This is a genomic window from Photobacterium sp. BZF1 (assembly GCF_014349205.1).
GTDB lineage: Bacteria > Pseudomonadota > Gammaproteobacteria > Enterobacterales > Vibrionaceae > Photobacterium.
Genome location: NZ_JACSOF010000095.1, coordinates 1 through 25,942, shown reverse-complemented (window position 1 = coordinate 25,942; position 25,942 = coordinate 1). Strand labels below are relative to the sequence as shown.

The following is a 25,942-nucleotide window of genomic DNA, read 5'->3' as shown; positions in this document are numbered from 1 at the left end:
ACTGTAGACCCCTTAGTATTCATAGACTTAAAACACTACACGTTAGAAAAGCTTGATGTGGAACACATTTTTTTCTTTTATTATTTTTATTTCCGATTACAATACTTCGCCTTGATTCGGCTTCAGGCAGTTTTTAATAATAAGGTATCAAGTCATGAAAGTTGTCGATTATTTTAAGCAAAAACGTGATGGTCTATCACTACATGCCTTTGAACTAAAAGACTTACTCTCACCTTCTTTGCGTGAGCACTGGCTTGATTTTGTTAACCGAGCGAACAAAACACAGCTTGGCGCCCTTGTTATGCACAAACAGTCAGCATCTAATGATGATGTCGTCGAGCAACCTAGTAAGAACAAGATAGAAAAAACTGTAGTGGAAAATAACGCATCTGAAGCTGTTGCCAAGGTACCAGCTGCAATTGAAATGAAGCCAGAAGCAGAGGCACTGTATAATGAGCTTACTGCAACCCTTGGTGAAGTGATTCATACTGGCGAGTGGATGACTGTAGATCAGAGTCGTATCAACCAATTTGCTGATGTGACAGAAGATCACCAGTGGATTCACACTAACCCAGAGCGTGCAGCTGAAGAATCACCTTTTAAAACAACTGTTGCACACGGATTCCTAACACTGTCGCTACTATCGGTCCTTACTGATAGCGTTGATCCTGAAAACAAAAAGTATCCAACGGCAAAAATGACAGTTAACTTGGGTTTTAACCAAATTCGCTTCCCGTACCCGGTTAAATCTGATAACCGCATTCGTGCGACAACCAAGATTCAGTCGGTTAAACCCGTGAAGCGTGGCTTAGAGATTGTCCAAGAGCTTACTGTACAAATCGAAGGTGTTCGCCGTCCTGGTTGTGTTGCAGAATCTGTTATCCAGTTGCACTTCTAACCCAAGAAGCACAGAGCCGAAAGATTATCGATGCCAAAAGCAGAACGCTTTTGGCATTTTTGTATCTGCAGCTTAACTAATACCATTGAGACTCAACAGCAGCCAAACCTCCCCTCCCTTTCTTAAGCCCCTAGCAATCCTATAAATCCGTACAAACTCTATACAACCAAACCTTTACTAGTTGCACAAGCATAAATTTACTCTTACAATCAGCCCAATTAAAAACATAGTTCAAAATAATAAACAACATTATCAATAAATTAAGCTCAACCATTCATTATGATTAGACTCGTTACAGTTATTGTTTTAGTCGGTCTCCTCGCTGTTACCGCAGCCCTATCGATGTTAGGTATTCAGTCCGATGCCCGAAAGTCGACATTAAATTCAATCGCATCCACTATGCATACCACTTCGGAGATCGTTCATACCAAAGCTATTGTAAATAGCCTTACCGAAGCCTGTTATATCTATCAAGATGAAACGACTCTTCGCGCATTCATTGAAGGAATTTATATCTGTAACGGCTACCCTACTGCTCATATTGATAACGTTAAGCGGGCTTTTAATATCAGCGATGATCTAGAAGTGAATAATCGAATGAAAGACGGTGGTCGAATTGCCTATGTCTCCTTCAGAAAGGTCACATACATCTCTGACGAAGAAAACAAACTAGTTACCGTGACACCTAAATGCTATGTCAGCTACCAAGATGCCAAAAGAGCCAATGGGCCGGAAATCTATGATGTAACAGTGGAACTAGAAGACTGTTAAAAAAAACCGTGCCTAGGCACGGTTCTTCAGTGTTTTGAGATACGGCTAAACGAGTTGCTCTAAGCCCTCAAGGAAAGCTTTCGCATCTTGCTGGAATAAGTGGAGGTTGTCGCGGATTTTATCCTCTTCCCAGTCCCACCAAGCCAATGCCTCAAGCCGTGGTCCCATCTCGGGGTCTTCAAAACGTGGTCTCAGCACTCGGGCTGGGTTGCCAACCACAATGGACCATGGTGGAACATCTTTGGTCACCACACTGCCCGCACCGACGATAGAGCCATTACCTATCGTAATACCAGGCAGTACAATGGCCCCGTGACCAATCCAAACATCATGACCAATCACCACTTTGTCTTCTTCACGCCAAGCAAAGACCTCATCGTCGAGGGTTGCTGGGTCATCACCCAATTGGTACTTACCCGGACGATAGGTGAAGTGATGCAAGGTCGGCCTCCACCATGGATGATTGCTCGGGTTGACCCTGACACTAGCGGCAATAGAGGTAAACTTACCGACTTCGGTAAACATTAGGTTGCTGTCATTTTGAATGTAGCTGTAATCACCAACTGATACATTGTTCAAAATACACCGGTCAGCGATTTCTACCCAGCGGCCAAGTTCGGCATTATGCAACTTGCTGGTTTCAGCAATGCTCGGCTCTGAGGATAAAGTTGGAGATAGCGGTTGGTTCATTACTGCTTACTCATCGTTAGTAGCCCACACTGTTCGTTCAATAGTTGCTGGCTCAAAAGTTAAATTCCTGTCCATCGGACACGAGGAAAAAGTCGTCATCGAAGGCTTGTGGGTTCGCCATAGCCCAACTCTCGAGGCTATGACCAATATGGATCAAGCCCATTTTAGTTGGTCGACATTCTTCTTTGATGGATTTGGCAAGGACCACATCGTTATGGTTGACCGTCTTTTCTCCGGCATCCCTATCAACTGGCGGAAAGCTACAATCAATCAGCATGAGATCTACCGGGTTTTGGCCAAGCCATTGTTTGACTTCTGCCGGTAGATCAACCGTATCCGTTAAGTATGCAATGCGCTTACCCTGCCCCTCAAACACATATCCCAAACACGGCTTGGAGTGAATCAACGGCAAAGGTGTGATACGGATATCTCGCCAGTAAAAGTGTTCAAAAGGTTGCCGGGGCGGTTTGAAGGCCAGAATACCGGGATGCTTGAATAGGTCATCGCAACCCACAGGATCGTCCGGGCCGAATACAGGAATAGACAGGTTTACCCCCCAGCGAAGATCGAATAGGGATTGCACATGATCCATGTGGTAATGGGTCAGTACGATACTGTCGATACTGCCGGCAGGGAACCGAGTCAGCAAATCCTCGGCATTGGCGTCTATCAACAAATTGCGGCCTTGGTAACTGATAAATGCCGATGTTTTACCACGGGAATATACCGGATTCGCTCTTGCCCGCTCACAAGCAATACAATGACAGCCGTACACGGGTAATAGCCGGGCATTACCAGTCCCTATTACCGTGAGCTTCATTACAACCTCTCCTTATTGATTGACATCGTATGCTGGCTAAGGCGAGGCATAGCACTCTGGTATTGGCTGTAATGATTAATAAATTGCTCAATGGTCTGCTGCAACGAGCCGCTATTGTCCACGACAAAACCACTATCAGGGCATTGGCCACGGTAATATTCTGCCCTTGCTAACCTGTCTACTATTTGGTCCGGTGTCTCACGCCCTCTGGCATATAGCCGAGCTTCCAGAACTTCAGCGCTGACATCAACGATGACAGGCACGACGCGATAACCAAAATCCATCATAGCTTGTTCTAAATAAGCTCTTGAACCATTAACCACCACATCGAGTCCTTGGGCTAACCACAGCTCAATCTCTTTACCCAAGGCGTAGTTAAAACCGTTGGCCTTCCAACTCATAGCAAACAAACCTTGTTGCGAGCGTTGGGCAAACTCCTCGGTAGAGAGTTCCACGTGGTTTTCCCCGCCCGCCTGTGCAGAACGCGTGATATAACGGTGTGCTACCAATAGCTGTTTGGGATAAAGCGTGCGTATCGCCTGAAGCAGGCTGTCTTTGCCTGCCCCCGACGCGCCCATTACATAAAATAAGGTGCCTTGTTTATTCAACGCAGATCTCCTTGCGTTTCTATTTTTTGGCATGTCTCAGTATTCAATTAAAATACCTGCTTACCCTGACGCCAAACACGAGTGACATAAGTGTGATCATGCAAATGGTGTGCAAGCAGCAAATCAGCACGTTTACCTTCTGCAATGACACCTCGGTCGTTTAATTGAAGTGCCTGTGCTGGGTTAATCGTCGCGAGCTTAGTTGCCTGTGACAAATCTAAGTCATTACTCTCGTCATCTGCTAATTGGAAAAGCGCATCAAGCAAGCTACCGGGGTAGTAATCAGATGACAGAATATCCAATACACCTAGGCTTGCGAGTTCGTGCGCTGCCACATTGCCTGAATGCGAACCGCCACGAACGACGTTCGGTGCGCCCATCATGACTTTCAAGCCCATTTCATGGGATGCTTTGGCGGCCTCAACGGTGGTTGGGAATTCCGCAATGACCATCCCTAAATCTTTTGACTCCTGAACATGCAAAAGAGTTGCATCATCGTGACTTGCCATCGGAATATTCCTCTCGCGGCACTGTCGAGTAATTTCAGCACGGTTCGATGCTGACCACTGCTGCGAGCGAGCAACCTGCTCCTTCTCAAACGCAAACATCTGCTCGTCAGAAAATTTGTATTTGCCCTGATAGTAATCACGGTACTTTTGAACATCGACAAACTGACGTTGGCCCGGTGCATGGTCCATCAAAGAGACCAGATGCACTTCCGACAGGTTGGCATAACGCTCAAACATACCTACCGTGGTTTCATGGGGGACTTCACAACGTAAGTGAAGGAAATGCTCGGCACGGTTCACCCCCCGTTTCTGGCTTTCAATAACGGTATCGATAAGGTGATCCAAGTTTTCCTGACGGCGCCCCCCTTCTCGGTAATCGCCAAGGGCGACAGCATCAAGCACGGTAGTGATCCCAGATCCAACCAACTGGGCATCATGGGCACTCATTGCAGAAAAAGGTGGCCAGTCAACCTTCGGCCTCGGTGTAAAATACTTTTCCAAATTGTCGGTATGCAGTTCAATCAGCCCCGGCATCAACCAACCATTTTCACCATCATACGCTTGTGGCAACTGGCTAAGGGTGTCCGACATAGATTTAATGACGCCATTTTCCAATTCAACCGAGCCTTTTACGATCTCGTCTTCAAGGACCATATGTACATTGGTAATAATCACAATTTTTTCCTCATCCCTGACTAGGCAACGTGTTCGGTTGCTGGAGCCATTTCAAGCTGCGATGATGCCTGCACAGACATCACGGTTGGATTGTTTTGGTCTGTTGTATCTTTTGTAGTCTGTCGCGATGCCTGTTCTGAATTAGCCGCTTTTGGTTTCATTACGTACAAACGGTCAGCGACCTGCGCCCTCACCTCTTCATCATGGAATATACCCACAATCGCTGCACCGCGAGATTTGGCCTCTTCAATCAAACTGACCACAACAGCGCTGTTGGTCGCATCCAATGACGCCGTTGGCTCATCAAGTAGCAAGATTGGGTAATCGACAATAAAGCCCCTCGCGATGTTAACCCGTTGCTGTTCACCACCAGAGAAGGTTGCCGGCGCCAAGTGCCACAAGTGTTCTGGAACGTTCAAGCGTCGAAGCAGTTGACTGGCTTTACGCTCAGCTTCCTCACGGCAACCGCCAACTTCTAACATTGGCTGCATAACAACTTCCAGCGCGCTGATACGAGGGATAACGCGTAAGAACTGGCTTACCCATCCCACGGTATCACGTCGTACATTCAACACTTCTCGTGGGGAAGCACTGACAAGGTCAACCCATTGATCATGGTGACACACTTCTATGGAGCCAGAATCAACCAGGTAGTTCGCATATAAAGCACGGAGCAAAGTTGACTTGCCTGAGCCAGAGTGGCCATGCAGCACAACGCACTCTCCTTGCTCGACACTCAACGATGAATCTTGTAGTACCGGTAACTCGATACCGTTTTGATTATGCAAAACGAAGGTTTTACTTACATTACAGACTTTCAACATTGGCTTATTCATGTTCTTTCCTTAGTTTTGCAGTACCGATGAAACCAAAAGCTGGGTGTAAGGATGCTGTGGGTCGTCTAACACCTGATCGGTCAAGCCAGTTTCCACTACATGGCTTTGCTTCATCACCATCAGCCTATGAGCCAGCAAGCGCGCAACGGCCAAATCGTGGGTCACGATAACGACAGCAAGTTCCAGCTCAGTTACCAACCGGCGCAATAAATCCAATAGCTTTGCCTGTACCGACACATCAAGGCCGCCAGTCGGCTCGTCCATGAAGATCAACTTTGGGTGAGTCACCAAGTTGCGGGCAATCTGTAGTCGCTGTTGCATACCACCAGAGAAGGTCGTAGGCATGTCATCAATACGTTCAGCAGGAATTTCAACATCCCCTAACCACTTCTCGGCTTCATTACGAATTTCACCGTAATGGCTTTTGCCTACTGCCATTAACCGCTCGCCAATATTGCCGCCAGCGGAGACTCTTCCACGCAACCCATCCATTGGATGCTGGTGAACCACTCCCCACTCCGTGCGAAGAAGGTGGCGGCGCTGGCTTTCTGCCATTGCGTACAGGTCTTCTATCTGGGCAAGCTGTTGTTCTGCGCCACCGCGCAAGTAAAGCACTTCACCATTGTCAGGTTGCAAGCGGCCAGAGATAGCTTTGAGCAAAGTACTTTTGCCTGAGCCTGATTCGCCAACAATACCCAATACTTCACCAGGGAATAGCTCAAACGATACCTCTGAAAACCCTTTGCCAGGCGCATAGAGTTTGGTGAGGTTTTGCACCGACAGTAGCGGTTGTTCTTTAAGGTTTGTCATTTCCATCATCATTTCGCTCTGCCTATTGTGCATCCACCAGTTCTGCGGTTTTACGTCCGTTTTCGTGTACTGGTGATTCCGAGTTCTTTTCAACTTGCTGGCGACAGTAGTCAGTGTCCGAGCAGACAAACATCCGGTTACCCTCATCATCAATCACCACCTCATCCAAGAAGGTATCAGTCGATCCACAGATACTGCATGGCTCTTCCCACTTCTGTACTTCGAACGGGTGATCATCAAAATCTAAGCTGTGAACCTTGGTATAGGGTGGAATGGCATAAATACGCTTTTCACGCCCAGCTCCAAACAGTTGAAGCGCAGCCATGTTGTCCATTTTCGGGTTATCGAATTTCGGGATTGGCGATGGATCCATGATGTAGCGCTCGTTGACACGGACCGGATACGCATAGGCAGTCGCAATATGGCCGAACCGTGCAATATCCTCGTACAGTTTGACATGCATGATGCCGTACTCCTGTAAGGCGTGCATTTTGCGGGTTTCCGTTTCACGCGGCTCGATAAAACGCAATGGCTCTGGGATAGGCACCTGATAAACCAAGATTTGATCTTTCTGCAACGCGACTTCTGGAATTCGGTGACGAGTCTGGATAATAGACGCTTCGGTTGTCGTTTCGGTGGTATTGGCCTGTGCCACGGTTTTGAAGAACTCACGGATAGAAACGGCATTGGTGGTGTCATCTGCACCTTGGTCAATCACCTTAAGGGTATCGTCCTTGCCAATGATCGTGGCTGTTAGCTGAACGCCACCAGTCCCCCAACCATACGGCATCGGCATTTCACGGCCACCAAAAGGTACTTGGTAACCGGGAATAGCCACCGCTTTTAGCAGCGCCCTGCGAATCATACGTTTGGTTTGCTCGTCTAGATAACCGTAGTTATAGCCATGGTTTTGTGCTTGTGACATTTACTCGCCCTCACCGTCTACGTGCTGTGGTGCCATCAGTTCATCGTGTTCTTTGTGCATCTTGCGTAGAAGCTCCAATTCAGATTGGAAATCAACGTAGTGCGGTAATTTCAGGTGAGAAACAAACCCTGCAGCCTCAACGTTATCCGCATGGGCCAAGACAAATTCTTCATCTTGTGCGGGACCATCAACCGGCTCATCGTATTCGGCACCTTGCAACGCACGGTCTACCAGCGCCATAGACATCGCTTTACGCTCAGTAAAACCAAATGTCAGGCCATATCCCCGTGTCAGCTTAGGTTTCTGCTGCTTGTTACCGATGAATCCGTTAATCATCTGACATTCAGTTAGCTCAAGCTCACCGATATCAATATCAAAACTACCGCTCTCTGTGCATAGCTCTTCTGGGCTTAGCGACAGCGTCACCTTTCCTGAGCGAATTTCACCGGCAAACGGGTGGTTACGTCCATAACCTCGTTGAGTCGAATAACCAAGCGCCAGCAAGAAGCCCTCATCGCCTCGTGCCAGTTGCTGCAAACGTGCAGAACGATCACAGGGGAAATTAACCGGTTCCATGGTGACATCATCTGGTTGCTCACCCATATCCTGTTCAACAACCATCAAATCCAGCTTTTCAAGAATCCCCATGACTTGTGGGCAAGTCTCGTTAACGTTAGGCACTCCCTCTTCAGCAGGTGCCTGCTGCGCCATGTTCACGGGTTCTTCACCTTCTGCCAGTAAGCTAAAGTCCAACAAACGATGGGTATAGTCATAGGTTGGCCCCAACAACTGACCACCGGGAAGGTCTTTGTATGTCGCCGAGATACGGCGCTCAATACGCATATCTGAAGTATCAACCGGCTCCAACACGGCCAAACGAGGCAGAGTGGTACGGTAAGCGCGCAACAGGAAGATGGCCTCAACCAAGTCACCACTGGCCTGCTTGATAGCCAATGCCGCTAACTCTTTGTCATAAATGCCGCCCTCGGTCATCACGCGATCGACTGAACCCGCAAGCTGTTCACTGATTTGAGAAACCTGAAGCTCAGGCAGGTCGGTATTGCCCCGGCGCTTTTGTGCCTGAAGTTGGTGTGCGGCTTTAATCGCTTTTTCGCCGCCTTTGACTGCAACGTACATTACATCGCCTCCACTGATGTTGAGCGCGGGATCGCCACCACTTGCTCACCTGAAACAAAAATCAAATCCAGCCCGAGGGGAAACATTTTTCCTTGGTCCATCAGAATGTTGTTCACATCCGGCGAAATTTTACCCAGTTGGATACAGCACTCTTCTTTAATTCCTGGCCCCGTTAGCTTGAATCGCTGGCCAGAAGAGAGGCTAGTGGCTTCGATAACCAATGTTGTGCTGCGATCCGGATATTCTTCATTACCGAGGTTAAATGCCAGCTCATCAAACTTGATAGTTGGCATATCAGCTGAAGCAACCACTGCAAATACAGCTTGTTCCGGTGCCGCATTGGTTGCAGCGCCAGTATGAAAGTGGATATTTTGGGTCGCGGCATTGTCTTGCAAAAACGATTGGGACAACCACAACGGCGTGCTGTTATCCGCCATCGCGAGTAGCACCTGACTTGTCGCTGGCATCATTGCCCCAAAACCAGAGCAGCGGTCTAGTTCAACACGAGTTCCTGGTTCGGACATTGCTTTGAGCAAGCGTCTAAAACAAAACTGGCTATCATGTACGGCATCAGTGAAAGCCGAGGTAATATGGCTCATCGTATATCTCCTTTATCTATTACCGCGGCTTAGTCTTCACCACGAACCATGGTGAAAAAGTCCACTTTGCTGCTAGCAACCTCTTGTTGGCGCTGCTCCCTTTCGGCCTGCTTATCCGCTGCCAATGGAGTGACGATTTGAGCAAAGATGGCCTCGTGGTATTGGTCTGTTTGCAGCAATCCATCCAATACGGCTGCTAACTCTGCATGCTGCTTGTTGCGCCCTTGAAGGTAGCTGTAACCCATCTCACCGCTTGCCAGCTGAACGGCAGCACGTGTTATGGTGACATCGCCAATATTGAACTGGCGGCCAGTACTCCCCATTCTTGCCCGAACTTGTGCCAGGCCAATTTCTGCCGGGCGTATGATCTTGTAATCCGGAGCCAATCCATGTTGGTTACGGCTCTGCTGCCAAAGGGTTGAGAGTTTTTCAAAACTGGCCTGGGCCAGTACAGACATCCAATGTTTTCTTTTTTCCGTGGTGTCCATTTAGTGCTCCATGACTAATTCAATGACATCAGATCGGGTATTTGAACTTGAATATTCAGCTACTTTTTCCGTGCCTTTGATGACATTTGTGGTACGTATTATTAATAACGGGATACTGCTATTGATTTGTAAAAGTCGGCAGTATTCTGTATTCGGTATTTGGGCGCGAAGCCGAGTGCTTTTACGCTCTAATTCAACACCCAATTCTTTTTTAATAAAATTATGCAATGAGCCAGATTGAAAATGCTTTATCACTGGCCACCAGCTATAGTCAGACAAATAATGATCAATCACGGTACGTGGAACACCATCCATTTTTCGGTAGGTCCGTAAGTGGATAATCTTACTTTCCGGTTCACAATCAAGCTTTCCAGCCAACCTCTCACTGGCAACAAGCGTGCGCGACTGCAGCACTTCACAACGCGGTAGAGAGCCCTGTTCAAGCAGGTTGCCGGTAAAATGGGCACCAGAATGAAGGTAGTAGTCTGCAGGCTGGCTCAACACCATATTCCCTTTACCCTGATGGCGTAGAATTAGCCCTGCCGTTACCAACTCATCAATGGCGCGTCTCACCGTATGACGATTGACTTGAAAATATTTTGCTAATTGTGATTCGGACGGTAAATAATCACCTGCCTGATATTTATGACGTAAGTCATCCTCCAATTCCTTGGCAATTTTTTGATAGACAGGCATTTTCATTTCCTTAAATTATCGGTAAATACTTATCTAGACATGTAAACCGAAAATTTTTATTCCGTGATTAAATCAATATTTCAATTAAATGAATTTCTTGCGAATGATCTGGGAAACAAAATCAATAATGCTCACCGTAACAATAACAATCAGCATAATGGCTGCAGTTTGCTGCATTTGAAAACCGGAGATTGATTGCCACAGCAGCACACCGATACCACCCGCGCCGACCATACCGACAACGGTCGCAGAGCGAATGTTTGATTCGAGGCGATACAAGGAATATGAAATCCACAGCGGCATAACTTGTGGAATGACACCATATAGAATCACTTCCAGTGGGTTTGCACCCGTTGCTTTCACACCTTCAATCGGTCCCGGCTCTATCGCTTCTACCGCCTCGGCAAACAGTTTTGCCAGTACGCCTGTGGTATGAATGAACAGTGCCATGACGCCGGCAAAAGGGCCGAGGCCAACCACCACCACGAACAGCATGGCAAAAACCATTTCATTGATTGCTCGAAGGCCGTCCATCAAACGACGTACCGGGAAGGTAACCCACGTCGGCATCAAGTTTTCAGCGCTCAAAATGCCAAATGGGATAGCCAACAAAATCGAAAGCAAGGTTCCCCAAATACCAATCTGTATCGTGACTAACATTTCACTGAAATACAGTTCAACATCAGTAAAATCAGGTGGAAAGAAGTCCTTGAGAAGCTGCACCATATTTTCAGGATGCTCGAAGAACATCATTGGTGCCATTTCTGCGCCTCGCCACGCCCACATTAAAATGCTGAGTACGATGACCGCAATAACAGCGTTTTTAATCGAAAGCTTTGATGGCGGCATCAGGTGTTGAGTATTGGTGTGCATCATTATGTCCTTGTGTGGCAGGGACATCGCCCCTGCCTTTATCCTTTATTAACCTTGTGCTTTATTAGCCGAGCTTGCTTTGAGTGCATCAATTTCCGCAGTCAGAGAGTCCAGTTCAGCCTGATACTGAGCAATGCGCTCTTTCTTCACTTTATCGCTCAAGCGAGGGTTATCCTGGGTTTCTACCAAGGCTTTGTATGCTTCCATCTGGCGGATCGGCAACAACTGGTTATTGTCTGCTGGTGCAAACCCTGACCAAGCCAATAACTTGAGGTTATCCAACTGCTGATGATTGTCTTTGCCGTAAGCTAAGAAGAACTCTCGAGCCTTGTCTTTGACTCCTTCAGGAATATCCTTGCGCCAAGTGATTACATCCGAAGGGATAAGTTCTGATTGCCACACCACTTTCAACTTGCTGTACAAGTCAGGATTGCTTTGCTTGATGCGTACTAGGTTCATAGTGTGGTTTGTCGCAACATCGACCTGCTTGTTCGCCACTGCCATGGCATTTGAACCATGATTAGCAACGATAGTGCGCTTGAAGTCATTCGCCGAAATATGGTTCTGGGCAAACGCGTAATAGTTCGGTACCAAGAAACCTGACGTTGAGTTAGGCTCACCATTGCCCAGCATCAAGTCTTTGCGGTTATCAATCACATCTTGCAGTGTATTGATATCGTCATTTTCACTGTTGACCAGCAATACGCTGTAATAACCTTGGGTTCCGTCTTTATCAATGTAGCGAGCAAAGATCTCTGCATTGGCACGGTCGACTGCTTCCATCGCTGATTTATTGCCAAAATAGGCAAAATCGACTTTCTTAAAGCGCATTCCCTGGATAATGCCAGCATAATCTGGCGCAAAGTAGGCGTTCACCTTGATACCCAGCTCTTCACTGAGATCATCCAACATGGGCTCCCAGCGTTGCTTTAGGTTTTGCTGGGCATCGGTTGCAATAATGCCAAAGTTAATTTCTTTCATGGTTTCCGCCACACTGGTGAGTGGCGAAACCAAGCTGGCAGCAAGTGCGATAGAGCAACCAACTTTTTTGATAGTGGTAAACATGATTTTTCCCTGCTGATTTAAAATGATGGCGCCAGTTCAGCACCAACAGGTGCATTTTCTTGCTGGGGTTTGGCTGCGGTATAGAGCGCTTTAAGTTTTTGCTCTGTCAATTCAGCCGCTGATCCCTGATAGAAAACTTCCCCCTCACGAAGCGCGATGATCTGCTCACAATATTTAAGGGCATGATCAACTTGGTGAAGAGTCACAATGACCGGAATTCCCTCTTTGCGGTTGATATCCTCAAGCAACTCCATCACGATGCGTGATGATTCCGGATCCAAAGAAGCAATAGGTTCATCGGCAAAAATAATTTTGGCGCGCTGCATAAGTGCACGGGCAATGGCCACCCGCTGCTGCTGACCGCCAGAAAGCGTTGACACCCGCTGATGGGCAAATTGCTCCATCCCTACACGCTGAAGTGCCTGTAAAGCCCGTTGCTGCTGCTCAGCCGTAAATGTACCTGTCAGTGTGCGCCACTTTGGTGTTTCGCTAAGCGCACCAATGAGTACATTGGTCATGACACTCAGGCGGTTCACCAAGTTGAACTGCTGGAAGATATACCCTGCCTGCGCACGGCACTGGCGGATATGCTTACTCGCTTTCCCCTGAGACTGGACCGTTTGCCCGAGCACTGTAATGTGTGAATCTGCGTCTTTGTCCGAAACGACCAAGCCGCTGAGGTGGCGCATTAACGTTGACTTGCCTGAACCCGATGGGCCAAGTAGTGCAGTCATCGAGCGTTCTTTGATTGTCAGGTTAATCCCTTTCAGTGCCTGCTTGTTACCGAAAGTCTTATTGATATTGCTGATGCTTATGATGGTATCCATGTCCGTCATCTCATGTCCGATTCGTGGTACAGAGTGCGGGTGTAATATGAATGTTTTATTGATTGAAAATGTCAGGCTCGTGACGGCAGGAAACAACAATTAGCTTGTTGTTGTGAGGAAAATTGCCTAAGAATCAATGAACAATGCCGAAAACAAGCCAGCAACAGGCCAACTTGTCTAGATAACACCGTCAAGAAAGATTCATCAAAGGCAGATACTTGCTTCCACAGGCTAAACCCTCTAGGCTAGCAGGGTTTTTGATTATCCGTTGTAAGCATATGACTGCCAAGACTCGCTATCTTATCCACCACGAACCACAGATTTTGTTCACGCCAGATCAAAACCAGATCACCATTGAGCAAGAAGAGATACACCTTGAACCTTTGCAGTCAAAACTCCTGAGCTATTTCATCATTCAAAACGGTGCGGTCGTTAATGCTCGCCAGATCGCCGATAGCGTGTGGCAAAGAAGCCATGTCTCCGACAACCTCGTCCGCCAAGTGATCAGTCTGCTACGCAGCCAGCTAAAAGATAAAAACCGCCCTTACCAAATCATCAAAACGATTCCCAAGCAGGGTTACCTGTTCGAGCTGCCGGTTTCAGAGATCAGTGCAGAAGAAAGCAATACAGATGAACTTAATACCGAAGAAGCCTGTGATGCAAAGTGCAGTCTGGATAAGCCCCGTACAGTGGATGAAGTAATACTCAAACCAGAGCAATCTTCAACACATAAATACAAGCGCCTTGCTGTGGCTCTATCAGGCATATTGGCAATAAGCGTAATCGGCTTTGGCACAGGTTACATTTGGCAGAATACTCAGCCAGCACAAGAAACGATTATCACTGCTCAAACAAACCTCAATACCCCTGTTTTTTTACATCAAGTGCAGTTAGATACCGAACAAGATTACGAAATGGCGCAAAGTGTCTATAACTATCTTTTCTATGGCTTGAATTCTGCGAAAACTATCTCTGGCTATCATTTTTCAGAGCTAACTGCTGAAGCGAAAGAGACCTTAGAAAATAATGGGTTCGAACTTAAGAGTTGGATAAAGCATAACGGTCAAGACTATACATTTACTGTTTTACTGCAAAACACAAAACAGCCTCAGTTAAATCATAAAATAGAAAAGCGTTTTAACGAACAGAGCTTTTTTAACGATATTGGTGATATCGTCCTAGAATTAAAGTCTCTTATTTCCCCGAATGATCCTGGCTATGAGATATCTAACCACCGTATTACTTCGATATCTGACTATAAGGATTGGAAAGCTATTTCAGCTGGTATTTCTCTTTTCTACCAAGGGAAAGGAAATGTAGCCTTAGATGCTGTTGCCGAACAACTACAAATGCTCAAAGCGCAAGGGCGTGAGAATTACCTTGTCAATTCACTTCTCTCTTACCACTCATCGCTCGCTTTTTTACAATCGGGAAATGAATATGACAAGGAGCTTGCCCTAAGTCTGGCTCATCAAGCTTTCGAGATGAATCCACGCTGTGATATTGCCAATTTAACCCTTGGCTTAGCGCTACTGCTCAATGAACGCAATGATCAAGCTTTCCCTTATCTTTTTTATGCCGCAGAGAGCACGCCTAGCCCTATCAGTTTCTATCTGTTGAGTATTGTCGATACCCAATCTGAAAACCCTCGTGGAGCTGCCTACCACTACCAATGCTACAGCGACATGAAAAAAGAAGTAAATGGGCAACTCTTTGATCTTATGAAACCTTTACAAAAACCAAACCTTTTCCAAACCCAAACTAAAGAGCATTAAGCGACAATTTCTTCAATCTTGCCTAGCCCTTGAAGCACAAGGGCTAGGCACTTTAACAACCTTTAACTCAAGCGGTACACTGGTTTCTACACCTTTGATTTTTGTTTGTATTCCTGTCGTATTGCCTTGCATCAATAAGCTAGCAGTTCAATCTTTTCATAATTTCCCCATCAAACACTCTTGGTTTTTTGAGGTAAAAGCATGTTAAAGAAAATGGCCTTCCAGATTATCCCGCTGCAAATTTTCCTGTTTGTATTCTGGTTTAAGAATGGCTTTATAGATAAGGTGATGGGTGTAATGTTAGGTATCGTTACGCCGGAAACCGCTTACTCGGGTGATACTTGGGCAGGTTGGAAGGGCTATATTGTTGGCACATGGGATAAAAGCCAAGTAGGTCATGTATTCCTTAGCCCTACTTTCGATTTCATGTTTCCGATTTTAATTGTATTGCAATGCGTTCCATTCATTTTGATTATTCGTTCTGTCTTTAATGGCGAATTTCTTTCAAATAAAGAACGTCCATGGCTATTTTACTCTGCTGTTGCCTCATTATTTGTTGCTGGTTGTATGGCATTTACCCAAACACTTTCAGGTGCGAGTGATGGTCAATACCTGTGGCAATTCATGGGCTTTAGTATGATTGCAATCATGTATATTCGTCATGAACAAGCCAAATAAGTAAACCTTTCAATAAAGCCGCTCAATTAAATACGTTGAGTGGCTTTATTATTATATCGATACAAACCTCGTCGACTAGTCTTCTTTGGGAAACCAACGATATACCGCTAAAAGGCTACCAAGGCAGAGTACGCCCATTACCCAATACGCTGCAGATAACCCTAACATGACGGCACTCCACCCTGCGAGTAAGTAGGTAAACAACCACCACAAATGAGTAAGTGAAAAATGGGCAGCAAAAAAAGCGGTTGCATCCTCATCTTGGCAAGAACGGGTGATCAACACCCCTGCAGGAGTCTGGATAAAAGACATACCCGCGCCAAATAACAAGCAAACCCAAATAAACCCATACCAACCAGGAAGTTGTGCCGCTATCACAAAAGCAACGACAATCATCGAACTACCCAGCAACATAAAACCACGTAGCTTTCTACCTTCAAGCCATTTGGGAAGTTTCAGCGCAACAACCATAGATCCAAAACCTACTACTGCCATAGCAAGTGCAGTCTCTTGCTCTCCCCCAACCAGAACCTGATTAACGTAAACTACTGTGTTTACTATGACCATCGCACTGGCAGCAGAAGCTGCCAAATAGCCAATCCAAAGAGTCCGTAGCCTTGGCGTCGACAAGTAAGACTGCAACCCATACTTGAGTTGATTCAGCGGCCCATTTTCACAGTGCGGTGTTGCTTTAATCAGCGGAAAGACACAAATCATGAGTAGGATTGCAGACAACAAAAAGGTAAAGGCATTGAGAATAAATAATTGCCTGAACCCCAGCACTACCAACAATGAAGCCGTCAGCAACGGGCTGATTATTTGCTCAAGATCGTAGGCTAACCTACTAAATGATAATGCCCTCAAATACTGATTCTCATCGGGCAGTACTGCTGGCAGCGTCGATTGATACAAGGGAGTAAACCCTGCTGAGCACGCATTGATACAGAAGACCAGCACATAGATCTGCCATGTTTCCGTCACAAAGGGCAAAAACATGATGAAACCTGCACGGACCAGATCCAGTGTGATCATTGCAGGCTTTCTGGGAAGTTTATGGGCAATGGCACCAAACACGGGTGCCAAGCCAACGTAAGCAATCATCTTCAACGCAAATGCGATCCCCAGTACCGCACTGGCTTCATCCCCCGCGATATCCCAAGCAAGTAAAGCCAGCGTCAAGGTACTGATTCCGGTACCCACCAGAGAGACCACTTGGGCAGACAACAACTTTATATAGGTCGCATTTTTTCCCATCGGGATGGGTTCTGTTTGGCTCAGGAGTGCCATACTGCCATTCCTCTAAGTGGTTTATTTAACCGTAAGGTCTGCCGGCTCTTCTGATTCAGTAAGTCCAGTTACCACCTGCAACCCAATGGCTTCAACGGCTATTTTCAATGCGTCCAGATCTCCCACATAAGGCTTTGCATCATTCTTATTGCTGGTAATGTACTGGTACTTTTCATGTCCTTTACCGCAGAGCAGCAAGACATCACCTGATTGGATCTCAGTTACTGCCACTTTAATTGCCAGCAACCGGTCCTCAATACATGCGCTAGCTTTGTTTGAGTTCAATGGCAATTTACTTGTCAGCGCCTTAAACAAATCTTCCTGATTAACGCCTAATGGGTTATCCGTGGTCAGCACCAGTTGATCTGAATGCTCAAAACACAACTCACCAATATCATCGGCATCTGCTAGCCTCTCTCCCGTTACTCCGATAACCGTCACGATTTTGCCCGTTTTATGCTCCAGTACATTGCGATAGAGATTACTTAGACTATCGTAATTATGGGCATAATCGAGGATCACGGTTGCACCATTACTGAGTGGATACACTTCACTACGTCCCGGTGCCGGTAGCATTGACTCAAATAATGCCAGTACCTCTTTTATAGGCATTCCCAAACCCAGCATAGAAGCAATAATGGCAAGGCTATTTTCAACATTGAAAAGGAACGGCAAACTCGATGTGACTTGATATTCTTTCCCTTGGTAATTCAAGCTAAATTGACTGCCACTGCAAGTAGAGCGAACTGTACCTGCATATAGATCGGCACTTTCGTCGCTACAACTAAAAGTAATGACCTCACAGCGGCTTCTACAACGCTCCATCACCGACAGTGACTGTTCATCATCTAGGTTCGCGATGGCTACGCCACCTGGCTTTAGCCTGTCAATAAGCCTAAGTTTGGCCTGAATGTAGTCTTCTCGATGTTTGTGATAATCAAGGTGATCAGAGCCAATATTGGTGATGATGACAATATCAAAGTCGATATGCGTCACCCGATCTTGCGATAGTGCATGACTACTCACCTCCATAACATGGTGGGATACCCCGCACTTCTCCATCGCATGAAATAAGTTCAGCAAGGTAATCGCATCTGGCGTGGTGTTATCTAACGGGTAGTAAGCATCATCAAAGGAGCTACCGAGCGTACCGGTATACGCTGATTTACCCTTAAGGTTGAGCAACTGGTTAAGGCAATAAGCAACAGTTGTTTTGCCGTTGGTCCCCGTGACGCCTATGTGCTTAATTTTATCTTGTGGATAAGCATAAAACTGGTTAATCAAACTAATTGATGTACTGTGACTGGAAGTCACCATACATGGAACCGACAAATCCAACGGGCGATTTGCTATCACCCCACAGGCACCGCGTGCTATCGCATCCTCTGCAGATAGATGGCTGTCCCAAGTCAATCCTTGGCGGCAGACAAAAACATCACCGGGATTGACTTTCTGGCTATGAGTTTTGAATTCCTTTACTGGCAGTGAAGCTAATGAGGTTAATAATTGTCGGTGGCTACTGTTCATGCTGGTCTAACCCTCAAGGGCATTTTCAAATTATTGTTAAATCTCAACGATTCGTCGAAACCTGAAATCAATACTGGTATCTTAGCGCTATTAAGGATATCAACGAAATCGAACGGGCTGATTAAAGTTATGAGTGGTATTAATTGGAAAGGGGTTGATCTTAATCTGTTGCTGACCTTTGAGGCTATTATGATCTGCCGTAGCGTATCCGGCGCATCTGAACGCCTTCACCTTGGTCAGCCAGCAACTAGCTATAACTTAAAACGCTTGCGCACGCTTCTCGGCGACCCACTGTTCGAGCGACAGGGAAATGTCATGGTGCCTACCCAGAGAGCCCTCGAGGTATCCCCTAAAATTTCTACCGTATTGTCGATTATCCGTGACGATATCCTGCTTCCTAATGCATTTGAGCCGCAAGAATACCACGACAAATTTGTCATAGGACTTTCAGACTATGCAGAACAAGTGTTTGGTCCCGCCCTTTTTGATCAACTGCTTACTGATTGCCCAAATAGCCAAATCTTGTTTAAAGCTGTCGATCCTTCAAACTGCGAGTCAGCGCTTGAATCCGGCGATATAGATTTGGCTATTGGGGTCTTCAAAACACTCCCAGATACGTTGTTACGGACTTTTCTCTACCGTGAGCGCCATGTCTGTCTGTTTGATAACTCAGTGCTGAAGGTTGATTTACCAATCAATCTTGATGATTACTTGTCGACTCCACAAATGGTGATTACAGCCAACCGAGAACTATCATCCCCGGTTGATATCACACTGGCTGATATCAACAAAAAAAGACGTGTAGTGCTTGGCTCTACTCGCTTTCTAACACTACGGCATATGCTATTAGGCCGTCGTCTGCTGTGCGTAATGGCCGAACTGGTTGGCCGCTCTGCCCCCCAAAGTGACGGTATCACACTGTGCCAGGCGCCCATTCCTATCCCCGATTTTGACATTGAGATGATTAGTCGCCTACGTGACAGCGAACACCCGAAACAGAAATGGCTAACAAATCGGGTCCAATGGGTCATTCAACAGAAAGTTACTGAGTTAGTTAAACAGTAAGCACATGATTATATTGTCTTTTATAATTATCAGTTAGTTTTAATGAAATATTGTTTTATTGATACCTACCCCCAATAAAACAATATTCTTTTGAAGACCAATAAATACAACTTATCGTAGATATCAACCAGAGTAATTATCCCCATAGCAATAATACAGTGTATAAATACACCATAACTTGAGCACTTACTCCAACGCCTACTTCTGTGGTAGGTCATCAATATGGTGAATTGAAATGAAAAAACTCTCTGCAATCCTTGCTGTAGCATTGCTCGCTGGTTGTAACTCGTCAAGCAACTCTACTGATGACAAAACAGTACCACCAGCTACCCATTTGCCTGAAATTGAAGTACCAGAAAAGCCTGTACCTGAAGTTCCTGATCACCTGCCAGAGTTTGGTCCCGATCGCCCACATCCAGATAACTGGTACCCTGAAGTTTCTGAGCGTTTTGGTATGACTATCGCCGCTCTGCACAAAGCATGTAATTTTGAAGGTGAGCACCCGCAATATGAAGTGTTCACTGGCTGTAACTGGGAAAATGAAACCCTGACAATTACCTACTATGCCGCGAAGATGACAGCCGACAGTGAGCCAGGTGATAGCAGCACCGACTTTGAACACAACTTCACATGGGTAGTGAATGATGACACCATCGCTGCAGGTAAAATTTGGCCACAAGCTAACCACGTTGCAACCGGCCTAGAAGGCAAAGAGCTGCATATCGAATACGGCAATGTTTCCTACGGCTTGAACATGTGTAACCTGGACACCTGTGTCGAAGACAGTGATTTTGATACCATCAAACACCCTCTTGCGGTTATTTCAGATAATAACCATGTCTTCTCTGATGGTTCACCACTCGATGGCGGTAACTCTGACTTTGTGATGGATTCGTATCGAACTGTTGAGCGTCTATTCTTTGTAGCTCACTTCACGGACAATAGTGATGGATTTGTCTACCAAAGACCTCTGATGATGGATACCGCATACCCTGCCATCATTTATGATGTACTTGCACCATCATTCGGTTACTAAACATATGATATGAGGGGGAGTTAAACTCCCTCTCACTGCCTAAACTCCTATTGCAATCTACCTTAAAAAGTGAAAGTCTCACCCTATTACCCATGCAATATGGTGACTGAGTGTGATTACTATCCATCCTTTGGATAATGCTTTAGAAAGCGGCATCCTGGACATTCAAGCAGACCAAGAGCAAATCGTTTTTTCTGCTTCGCCGGAATCGTTTTTAGCGACCAAGGAAGCAGGCATCCTTCCCTTTGCTATTTGCAAAGACCATCAAGTCATCGGTTTCTTCAAACTCGATACACTGTTTGGGCAACGCAATGACTTTTGTCCAGCAAATAGTTTGGGTCTGTGCACTTTGCTGATTGATAAGAGACTGCAAGGTAAAGGCGTGGGAACCCAGTCAGTCATCAAAACGATTGAGTATGCCAAAGCACATTTCGAACAATGTGAATACCTCTACCTAACCGTCAATTGTCAGAACCCTGCCGCCTATCATTGCTACCTAAAGTCAGGGTTTGAAGATACACAGACGCTATTTTTAGGCGGGCCTGCTGGTCCACAGCATATTATGCGATCGTCGATAAACCCTGTATAACAAACATCCGATTCCTCATAAGCATACGAAAGACTGGCAAAGCTTGATAAGGCTCACTCTTTATTCAAACAAATCTCCAACAAGTGTTTTTAAGTCACTGCTTTTACACTATGTTTAAAGAGTAATTGATACGGATGGAGTAATTAAGGATGCCATTGCTAGCTTGCCCAATTTGCGAAAAAGAAATTTCCAAACGCGCCCATACCTGCCCAAATTGCGGTGAGCCTGACCCATTCCGCTACTACAGCCGCAAAAGTTGGATAGAGCGCATTGTCTGGACAATCGTCATTGCCGCTATTGTTATCTACAGCTGGGTAGAACTGCTACCTATGGCTATAGAAGCGCTGCGCTAGTGCCAAGCTCAAGAACAAATTTCTACCTTTTTATGCTGTTGTGCTTCTATATCGCTGATTAGGTTTAGCCTATATCGGCGAGTCTCCGTACCATCAAAGTTTGCTTCAAGCCAAGTCGTCACCAGTTGCTTCGCAACGGATTTCTCTGTGGTCAGTGCGCCAAGAGTCAGCACATTCGTATCATTGTGCTCTTTGGATTGTTTTACCGTATAGAGATTTGCGCCCATCACAGCTCGAACACCGTTAAATTTATTGGCACAAATAGACATACCCACCCCTGTACCACAAATCAGAATACCAAGGTCAACGTCTCCTTGGTTGATCAACCCCGCGACCTCAGTGGCATAAATGGCTGAATGGGTGCGTTCGGTATCATTTGTGCCGACATTGACTACCGTATGGCCGAGGCTTTCAAGTTGGACTTTCAGATAACGTTTAAGCTCAACACCTGTATGGTCATTACCTATTGCTATTTTCATTTTGAGTCAGTCCTTTGATGATTACTTCTCAAGAAGTTTTATATAGAGTTGGGCAGCTTTATAAACAAAAAAAGCCAGGCCCATTGTTCATAGGTCTGACTCTATTTTATTCAAATAAAAGAACCATTACATTGTCGGCATCACAAAACTGCTGCTGTGTTGCTCAAGACGCACACTGGCAGGCCAACGACTAGTGACTGTCTTCATGCGGGTATAGAAACGCACGCCATCATTACCGTGGACATTCAAAGGACCAAATACTGAACGCTTCCAGCCACCAAAGCTATGGAAAGCCATCGGCACAGGAATGGGGACATTCACACCCACCATGCCAGCCAATACATCTTCACTGAACTGACGGGCGGTCTCGCCATCACGGGTAAAGATTGCAGTACCATTGCCATACTCATGGCGATTAATCAGCTCTAAACCTGTCTGATAATCAGGCACACGAACAACAGCGAGTACCGGGCCAAAGATTTCTTCTTGGTAAATAGTCATCTCTGGTGACACATTGTCGAACAATGTTGGCCCGACGAAGAAGCCATTTTCATGTCCTTCAATACGAATATCACGGCCATCGACTACCAAAGCAGCCCCCTGCTCAACACCCGATGAAATGTAATCACAGATCTTTTCTTTATGCTGTGATGAGATCACCGCTCCCATATCATTTTCAGGGCCTTCCACCACACCTGGGCCAACCTTCATCACATCAATCTGTGACTTCAGTTTACCGATAAGCTCATTTGCGGTTTCGTCACCCACGGCAACAACCACAGAGAGCGCCATGCACCGTTCACCTGCCGCGCCATAAGCCGCGCCCATGATTGCGCTTGCCGCCATGTCTAAATCGGCATCCGGCATCAAGATGCAGTGGTTCTTCGCCCCGCCAAGGGCCTGGCAGCGTTTGCCATGTGCAGATGCTGTGGAATAGATATACTCTGCAATGGGTGTCGAGCCAACAAAACTCACAGCCTGTATACGAGGGTCAGTCAGCAATACATCTACCGCTTCTTTGTCACCATTGACTACATTGAACACACCATCTGGCAAGCCGGCTTCTTTTAATAACTCTGCCAATACCAAACCCAGTGATGGATCTTTCTCTGAAGGCTTCAAAACAAACGTATTGCCGGTTGCTAGGGCAATTGGGAACATCCACATTGGCACCATCGCAGGGAAATTGAACGGTGTAATGCCAGCACATACACCAAGCGGCTGCATCAGTGAATGGCTATCAACGCCAGTTCCGACGTTTGCTGAATGCTCACCTTTTTGTAGATGCGGAATACCACAGGCAAACTCAACCACTTCAAGACCACGGGTAACTTCACCGACAGCATCCGAATACACTTTGCCGTGCTCGTTTGAAATCAATCGAGCCAGTTTATCCATGTTCTGCTCAAGCAGTGATTTGAACTTGAACATCACGCGGGCACGCTTCAATGGTGAGGTTTTTGCCCATGCCGGAAATGCTTTGTCTGCTGCTGCAATCGCTTCGGCCGTTTCAGCCGCCGAGCTCAATACCACCTGTCGAGTTTGTTCGCCGGTTGCAGGGTTGAATACCGGGGCAAAGCGCTGGCTGTGGCTTTCGCTAATCTGGCCCTGAATGAAGTTTTGAACTGTTTCCATGTTTTGCTCCTGTAATTACGCTTGGCCTTCGCCATTCAATAGCCCGGCCTCGCGAGCAAGTTTTTGTAAATTGTTAAACCCCAGAGTGACTCCAACTTAAGATCTTGATTGATTCCTTCAGCCACGCTGGCGCCACAAGGTGATTAGGTTGTGGTAGTTCTGTTTGATTTGGGCAATGAGTCCCGCATCATCAATCTCATTGGCAAGCCACAGGCGAGATGGCTGCCCGAAGATAGTTCTACCTACCGCAAAGCCTTTAACTACGTCGGTACTTGCAGCGGCATTAAAACCGGCCTTCAATTCCTCTTCTGGAGCATCCAGGCCAAGAAGTACAACACCCCGGCAATGCTTATCGCGTGCTTGAATAAGATCATTCACACCATGCCAAGCGTCAGTAGCCATCGGCGGCAGTTTCCACCAATCTGGCTTCACGCCAAGGTTGTAGAAACGCTTCATAGCACGCAGGTAAAGCTCATCAGAACGCTCCATATCCGCAGGTAGAATCACTTCCAGCAGCAACTCATGTCCTGTTTTACAGCAGGCTTCATACACTTCACGTACTTTTTTCTCTTGCTCAAGGCGTAACGCGTGATGATCATCCGGGTGGAAGAACACAAGACATTTCACAACGTGCTCAAGCGGCCAATCAATCAACTGGGAGCCAATATTGCCATGCTCCAACTCCAGAGGGCGCGAAGCTGGCAGCTCTACCGGTCTACCTATCCACCAACCTTCGCCGGTAATGTCATTCAGAACATCCTGTCCGAATGTACTATCGCAGAGTAAACCCGCTTTACCCGCTAAGCCGGCTTCTTCAGCCACTTCACGGCTCGCCTGTAAAATGAGCTTTTTCAATGGTTTGATACGGCTTATATCTGCATTAGCTTCACGTGCCATATCGACAAACTGGATACGGTGATCGAACGCGAGGACGCAGAGTTCTTGCCACTCTTTATCACGGGTCGTTACTCGGTGGAGATGATTAAGCGTTTCATCCAAGTCAGGACGAGGGACGTCATTGGCCCGGGAAAGATAATTGTCTAACTCATCTTTGGAAGGCATGGCAGGCGCACAACCATGGCGAGAAACCACCAAGGCCCCGCATGCGTTGGCATAGGCACAGGCTTTTTCCCAACCTTCGTTTTTTAGGTATCCACGCAGCAGGCCAGACATGAAGGCATCCCCTGCGCCAAGTACATTCAGCACATCAACGCGAACACCTTCAACGGTAATACCGTCGTCGAGATCATTTGGGATCTCGTCAGAAAAAACCGAGCACCCCAACGGACCACGTTTACACACTAATTCGGCATTACTTACTTCACGTACTGCTTTTAATGCTTCAACGGTATCTGTCGATCCACCGGCAATATGGAACTCTTCTTCCGTTCCGACAATTAAGTCGAACAAGCCGAGAACTTCCTGCAACTGCTCGGTAACCTTGCCGGATTCAATAAACCGGGTTTCCCCGTCCCCAAGCGTGGTTAGGCCCCAAAGTACCGGGCGGTAATCAATATCAATGGCAGTTTTAACGCCATGCTTACGGGCATAACGTAAAGCTGTCAAAACGGCTTCACGAGTATTGGGATGAGAGAGATGTGTGCCCGTAATTGCCAGGCAGCGGGCAGAGGCTATGTATTTCTCGTCAATATCATCGGCAGTGATAGCCATGTCTGCACAGTTATCACGATAGAAAATGAGAGGAAAAGTATCTTCATCCTTAATTCCAAGGATAACCAAGGCAGTCAGGCGCTCTTTATCGGTGATTAAGTTGCTAGTATCAACACCCACACGTTGTAGCTCTTCACGCAGGAAACGCCCCATGTGTTCATCACCCACCCTTGCCAGCATGGAAGACTTCAACCCCTGCCTTGCCGTGCCATAGGCGACGTTACCTGATGACCCACCGAGGTACTTAGAGAAAGTGCCCATATCTTCTAGTCGAGCGCCAATCTGCTGGCCATAAAGGTCAACGGCAACTCGCCCCAAACAAATAAGATCCAATTTCTTATTGCTGGTATTCATCCTTTTCACTCCTTCCTTTAACTACCGTGTAGTTAAGAACCGTTCAGATAATGATTAAACCGATTCACACAATCATTGTTGAGATCGCCCCTCTCAACTCTCATTGTTTCGACACACACATAATACGAAACATTTATTTCATTTCAAATGAAATGCGGAATGAAAAATATTTTTTGTGATCAAGGTAAAGCTTCGCACCGATTCAACCACGAGTCGCAATAACACACAAAATGAAAAATATTTTTCAATATATTGCAACACCATCA

The 25,942-nt window shown here is 46.4% G+C and carries 27 protein-coding genes; 8 read left to right on the top strand and 19 right to left on the bottom strand.

Going from position 1 to position 25,942, the window contains the following annotated elements; all coding sequences use genetic code 11:
- The first annotated feature begins 154 nt into the window (after nucleotides 1-154).
- Together BIZ37_RS19715 and BIZ37_RS19710 are read left to right on the top strand one after the other, a co-directional pair.
- Nucleotides 155-898 carry a MaoC family dehydratase gene (locus BIZ37_RS19715; protein ID WP_187462937.1) on the top strand — a complete coding sequence of 248 codons (744 nt, stop codon included), beginning with the start codon at nucleotides 155-157 and terminating at the stop codon, nucleotides 896-898.
- Nucleotides 899-1,177: 279 nt separating this feature from the next.
- Entirely contained in the window at nucleotides 1,178-1,669 is a 492-nt protein-coding gene (locus BIZ37_RS19710; protein WP_187462936.1) for a hypothetical protein, read from the top strand.
- A 45-nt stretch (nucleotides 1,670-1,714) separates the two neighbouring features.
- Here BIZ37_RS19710 and BIZ37_RS19705 read toward each other — a convergent pair whose 3' ends face one another.
- From BIZ37_RS19705 to phnC, 14 genes are all read right to left on the bottom strand, one after another.
- Complete coding sequence (locus BIZ37_RS19705) at nucleotides 1,715-2,359, bottom strand: DapH/DapD/GlmU-related protein (protein ID WP_187462935.1); 645 nt, start codon at nucleotides 2,357-2,359, stop codon at nucleotides 1,715-1,717.
- Nucleotides 2,360-2,411: 52 nt separating this feature from the next.
- The gene (phnP, locus tag BIZ37_RS19700; RefSeq protein ID WP_187462934.1) at nucleotides 2,412-3,179 is read right to left on the bottom strand and encodes a phosphonate metabolism protein PhnP; all 768 of its coding nucleotides are present in this window, start codon (nucleotides 3,177-3,179) and stop codon (nucleotides 2,412-2,414) included.
- A complete protein-coding gene (gene phnN, locus BIZ37_RS19695) occupies nucleotides 3,179-3,787 on the bottom strand; it encodes a ribose 1,5-bisphosphokinase (RefSeq protein WP_370577402.1) in 609 nt (202 codons plus the stop codon). The genes phnP and phnN overlap by 1 nt, the downstream gene beginning before the upstream one ends.
- Nucleotides 3,788-3,834: 47 nt before the next feature.
- On the bottom strand, nucleotides 3,835-4,971 hold the full coding sequence (gene phnM / locus BIZ37_RS19690) for an alpha-D-ribose 1-methylphosphonate 5-triphosphate diphosphatase (RefSeq protein ID WP_187462932.1): 1,137 nt from the start codon (nucleotides 4,969-4,971) through the stop codon (nucleotides 3,835-3,837).
- Between the two features lie 20 nt (nucleotides 4,972-4,991).
- Nucleotides 4,992-5,807: a phosphonate C-P lyase system protein PhnL gene (phnL, locus tag BIZ37_RS19685; protein ID WP_255526829.1), complete on the bottom strand. Its 816-nt coding sequence runs from the start codon at nucleotides 5,805-5,807 to the stop codon at nucleotides 4,992-4,994.
- Nucleotides 5,808-5,816: 9 nt separating this feature from the next.
- The gene (phnK, locus tag BIZ37_RS19680; protein ID WP_255526828.1) at nucleotides 5,817-6,650 is read right to left on the bottom strand and encodes a phosphonate C-P lyase system protein PhnK; all 834 of its coding nucleotides are present in this window, start codon (nucleotides 6,648-6,650) and stop codon (nucleotides 5,817-5,819) included.
- Nucleotides 6,640-7,542: an alpha-D-ribose 1-methylphosphonate 5-phosphate C-P-lyase PhnJ gene (locus BIZ37_RS19675; protein WP_187462931.1), complete on the bottom strand. Its 903-nt coding sequence runs from the start codon at nucleotides 7,540-7,542 to the stop codon at nucleotides 6,640-6,642. The genes phnK and BIZ37_RS19675 overlap by 11 nt, the downstream gene beginning before the upstream one ends.
- Nucleotides 7,543-8,679, bottom strand: coding sequence for a carbon-phosphorus lyase complex subunit PhnI (locus BIZ37_RS19670; protein WP_187462930.1), 1,137 nt, complete (start codon nucleotides 8,677-8,679; stop codon nucleotides 7,543-7,545).
- Nucleotides 8,679-9,278, bottom strand: a complete 600-nt coding sequence (gene phnH / locus BIZ37_RS19665) for a phosphonate C-P lyase system protein PhnH (protein WP_187462929.1) — start codon at nucleotides 9,276-9,278, stop codon at nucleotides 8,679-8,681. Before phnH ends, BIZ37_RS19670 begins: the two co-directional genes overlap by 1 nt.
- 29 nt (nucleotides 9,279-9,307) lie before the next feature.
- On the bottom strand, nucleotides 9,308-9,766 hold the full coding sequence (gene phnG, locus BIZ37_RS19660; RefSeq protein ID WP_187462928.1) for a phosphonate C-P lyase system protein PhnG: 459 nt from the start codon (nucleotides 9,764-9,766) through the stop codon (nucleotides 9,308-9,310).
- A complete protein-coding gene (gene phnF / locus BIZ37_RS19655; protein WP_107296786.1) occupies nucleotides 9,767-10,462 on the bottom strand; it encodes a phosphonate metabolism transcriptional regulator PhnF in 696 nt (231 codons plus the stop codon).
- Nucleotides 10,463-10,546: 84 nt separating this feature from the next.
- Complete coding sequence (gene phnE / locus BIZ37_RS19650) at nucleotides 10,547-11,311, bottom strand: phosphonate ABC transporter, permease protein PhnE (protein WP_370577403.1); 765 nt, start codon at nucleotides 11,309-11,311, stop codon at nucleotides 10,547-10,549.
- A gap of 72 nt (nucleotides 11,312-11,383) precedes the next feature.
- The gene (phnD, locus tag BIZ37_RS19645) at nucleotides 11,384-12,400 is read right to left on the bottom strand and encodes a phosphonate ABC transporter substrate-binding protein (protein ID WP_187462927.1); all 1,017 of its coding nucleotides are present in this window, start codon (nucleotides 12,398-12,400) and stop codon (nucleotides 11,384-11,386) included.
- A 17-nt stretch (nucleotides 12,401-12,417) separates the two neighbouring features.
- Entirely contained in the window at nucleotides 12,418-13,227 is an 810-nt protein-coding gene (phnC, locus tag BIZ37_RS19640) for a phosphonate ABC transporter ATP-binding protein (protein WP_187462926.1), read from the bottom strand.
- Nucleotides 13,228-13,505: 278 nt separating this feature from the next.
- Between phnC and BIZ37_RS19635 the strand changes: the two genes are divergently transcribed.
- Nucleotides 13,506-15,002, top strand: a complete 1,497-nt coding sequence (locus tag BIZ37_RS19635; protein ID WP_187462925.1) for a winged helix-turn-helix domain-containing protein — start codon at nucleotides 13,506-13,508, stop codon at nucleotides 15,000-15,002.
- Nucleotides 15,003-15,203: 201 nt separating this feature from the next.
- The gene (locus BIZ37_RS19630) at nucleotides 15,204-15,680 is read left to right on the top strand and encodes a hypothetical protein (RefSeq protein WP_107296791.1); all 477 of its coding nucleotides are present in this window, start codon (nucleotides 15,204-15,206) and stop codon (nucleotides 15,678-15,680) included.
- 75 nt (nucleotides 15,681-15,755) lie between these two features.
- Here the strand turns inward: BIZ37_RS19630 and BIZ37_RS19625 are convergent, their stop codons facing one another.
- Together BIZ37_RS19625 and BIZ37_RS19620 are read right to left on the bottom strand one after the other, a co-directional pair.
- Complete coding sequence (locus tag BIZ37_RS19625; protein WP_255526825.1) at nucleotides 15,756-16,967, bottom strand: MFS transporter; 1,212 nt, start codon at nucleotides 16,965-16,967, stop codon at nucleotides 15,756-15,758.
- A gap of 21 nt (nucleotides 16,968-16,988) precedes the next feature.
- Nucleotides 16,989-18,494 carry a Mur ligase family protein gene (locus BIZ37_RS19620; protein ID WP_187462924.1) on the bottom strand — a complete coding sequence of 502 codons (1,506 nt, stop codon included), beginning with the start codon at nucleotides 18,492-18,494 and terminating at the stop codon, nucleotides 16,989-16,991.
- A gap of 129 nt (nucleotides 18,495-18,623) precedes the next feature.
- Here BIZ37_RS19620 and BIZ37_RS19615 point away from each other — a divergent pair, with 129 nt between their 5' ends.
- The 4 genes from BIZ37_RS19615 to BIZ37_RS19600 all read left to right on the top strand — a co-directional run bounded on the left by BIZ37_RS19615 (nucleotide 18,624) and on the right by BIZ37_RS19600 (nucleotide 21,537).
- Nucleotides 18,624-19,559 carry a LysR family transcriptional regulator gene (locus tag BIZ37_RS19615; RefSeq protein ID WP_187462923.1) on the top strand — a complete coding sequence of 312 codons (936 nt, stop codon included), beginning with the start codon at nucleotides 18,624-18,626 and terminating at the stop codon, nucleotides 19,557-19,559.
- A gap of 235 nt (nucleotides 19,560-19,794) precedes the next feature.
- Nucleotides 19,795-20,595 carry a hypothetical protein gene (locus BIZ37_RS19610; RefSeq protein ID WP_187462922.1) on the top strand — a complete coding sequence of 267 codons (801 nt, stop codon included), beginning with the start codon at nucleotides 19,795-19,797 and terminating at the stop codon, nucleotides 20,593-20,595.
- A 112-nt stretch (nucleotides 20,596-20,707) separates the two neighbouring features.
- The gene (locus BIZ37_RS19605) at nucleotides 20,708-21,184 is read left to right on the top strand and encodes a GNAT family N-acetyltransferase (protein WP_187462921.1); all 477 of its coding nucleotides are present in this window, start codon (nucleotides 20,708-20,710) and stop codon (nucleotides 21,182-21,184) included.
- Between the two features lie 149 nt (nucleotides 21,185-21,333).
- Nucleotides 21,334-21,537 carry a zinc ribbon domain-containing protein gene (locus tag BIZ37_RS19600; RefSeq protein WP_187462920.1) on the top strand — a complete coding sequence of 68 codons (204 nt, stop codon included), beginning with the start codon at nucleotides 21,334-21,336 and terminating at the stop codon, nucleotides 21,535-21,537.
- An 8-nt stretch (nucleotides 21,538-21,545) separates the two neighbouring features.
- Here BIZ37_RS19600 and rpiB read toward each other — a convergent pair whose 3' ends face one another.
- The 3 genes from rpiB to iolC form a co-directional block, all read right to left on the bottom strand.
- Entirely contained in the window at nucleotides 21,546-22,016 is a 471-nt protein-coding gene (rpiB, locus tag BIZ37_RS19595) for a ribose 5-phosphate isomerase B (RefSeq protein WP_187462919.1), read from the bottom strand.
- Nucleotides 22,017-22,142: 126 nt separating this feature from the next.
- Nucleotides 22,143-23,651 (bottom strand): CoA-acylating methylmalonate-semialdehyde dehydrogenase, encoded by a 1,509-nt coding sequence (locus BIZ37_RS19590; RefSeq protein WP_187462918.1) that lies wholly within the window; start codon nucleotides 23,649-23,651, stop codon nucleotides 22,143-22,145.
- A gap of 117 nt (nucleotides 23,652-23,768) precedes the next feature.
- Nucleotides 23,769-25,676: a 5-dehydro-2-deoxygluconokinase gene (gene iolC / locus BIZ37_RS19585; RefSeq protein WP_187462917.1), complete on the bottom strand. Its 1,908-nt coding sequence runs from the start codon at nucleotides 25,674-25,676 to the stop codon at nucleotides 23,769-23,771.
- Between the last annotated feature and the right edge of the window lie 266 nt (nucleotides 25,677-25,942).

Bases quoted from the DNA above. Each gene is read 5' to 3' on its own strand.
- BIZ37_RS19715 (WP_187462937.1), top strand. From the start codon at position 155: ATGAAAGTTGTCGATTATTTTAAGCAAAAACGTGATGGTCTATCACTA.
- BIZ37_RS19710 (WP_187462936.1), top strand. From the start codon at position 1,178: ATGATTAGACTCGTTACAGTTATTGTTTTAGTCGGTCTCCTCGCTGTT.
- BIZ37_RS19705 (WP_187462935.1), bottom strand. From the start codon at position 2,359: ATGAACCAACCGCTATCTCCAACTTTATCCTCAGAGCCGAGCATTGCT.
- phnP (WP_187462934.1), bottom strand. From the start codon at position 3,179: ATGAAGCTCACGGTAATAGGGACTGGTAATGCCCGGCTATTACCCGTG.
- phnL (WP_255526829.1), bottom strand. From the start codon at position 5,807: ATGAATAAGCCAATGTTGAAAGTCTGTAATGTAAGTAAAACCTTCGTT.
- phnK (WP_255526828.1), bottom strand. From the start codon at position 6,650: ATGCACAATAGGCAGAGCGAAATGATGATGGAAATGACAAACCTTAAA.
- BIZ37_RS19675 (WP_187462931.1), bottom strand. From the start codon at position 7,542: ATGTCACAAGCACAAAACCATGGCTATAACTACGGTTATCTAGACGAG.
- BIZ37_RS19670 (WP_187462930.1), bottom strand. From the start codon at position 8,679: ATGTACGTTGCAGTCAAAGGCGGCGAAAAAGCGATTAAAGCCGCACAC.
- phnH (WP_187462929.1), bottom strand. From the start codon at position 9,278: ATGAGCCATATTACCTCGGCTTTCACTGATGCCGTACATGATAGCCAG.
- phnG (WP_187462928.1), bottom strand. From the start codon at position 9,766: ATGGACACCACGGAAAAAAGAAAACATTGGATGTCTGTACTGGCCCAG.
- phnF (WP_107296786.1), bottom strand. From the start codon at position 10,462: ATGCCTGTCTATCAAAAAATTGCCAAGGAATTGGAGGATGACTTACGT.
- phnE (WP_370577403.1), bottom strand. From the start codon at position 11,311: ATGCCGCCATCAAAGCTTTCGATTAAAAACGCTGTTATTGCGGTCATC.
- phnD (WP_187462927.1), bottom strand. From the start codon at position 12,400: ATGTTTACCACTATCAAAAAAGTTGGTTGCTCTATCGCACTTGCTGCC.
- phnC (WP_187462926.1), bottom strand. From the start codon at position 13,227: ATGGATACCATCATAAGCATCAGCAATATCAATAAGACTTTCGGTAAC.
- BIZ37_RS19635 (WP_187462925.1), top strand. From the start codon at position 13,506: ATGACTGCCAAGACTCGCTATCTTATCCACCACGAACCACAGATTTTG.
- BIZ37_RS19630 (WP_107296791.1), top strand. From the start codon at position 15,204: ATGTTAAAGAAAATGGCCTTCCAGATTATCCCGCTGCAAATTTTCCTG.
- BIZ37_RS19625 (WP_255526825.1), bottom strand. From the start codon at position 16,967: ATGGCACTCCTGAGCCAAACAGAACCCATCCCGATGGGAAAAAATGCG.
- BIZ37_RS19620 (WP_187462924.1), bottom strand. From the start codon at position 18,494: ATGAACAGTAGCCACCGACAATTATTAACCTCATTAGCTTCACTGCCA.
- BIZ37_RS19615 (WP_187462923.1), top strand. From the start codon at position 18,624: ATGAGTGGTATTAATTGGAAAGGGGTTGATCTTAATCTGTTGCTGACC.
- BIZ37_RS19610 (WP_187462922.1), top strand. From the start codon at position 19,795: ATGAAAAAACTCTCTGCAATCCTTGCTGTAGCATTGCTCGCTGGTTGT.
- BIZ37_RS19600 (WP_187462920.1), top strand. From the start codon at position 21,334: ATGCCATTGCTAGCTTGCCCAATTTGCGAAAAAGAAATTTCCAAACGC.
- rpiB (WP_187462919.1), bottom strand. From the start codon at position 22,016: ATGAAAATAGCAATAGGTAATGACCATACAGGTGTTGAGCTTAAACGT.
- BIZ37_RS19590 (WP_187462918.1), bottom strand. From the start codon at position 23,651: ATGGAAACAGTTCAAAACTTCATTCAGGGCCAGATTAGCGAAAGCCAC.
- iolC (WP_187462917.1), bottom strand. From the start codon at position 25,676: ATGAATACCAGCAATAAGAAATTGGATCTTATTTGTTTGGGGCGAGTT.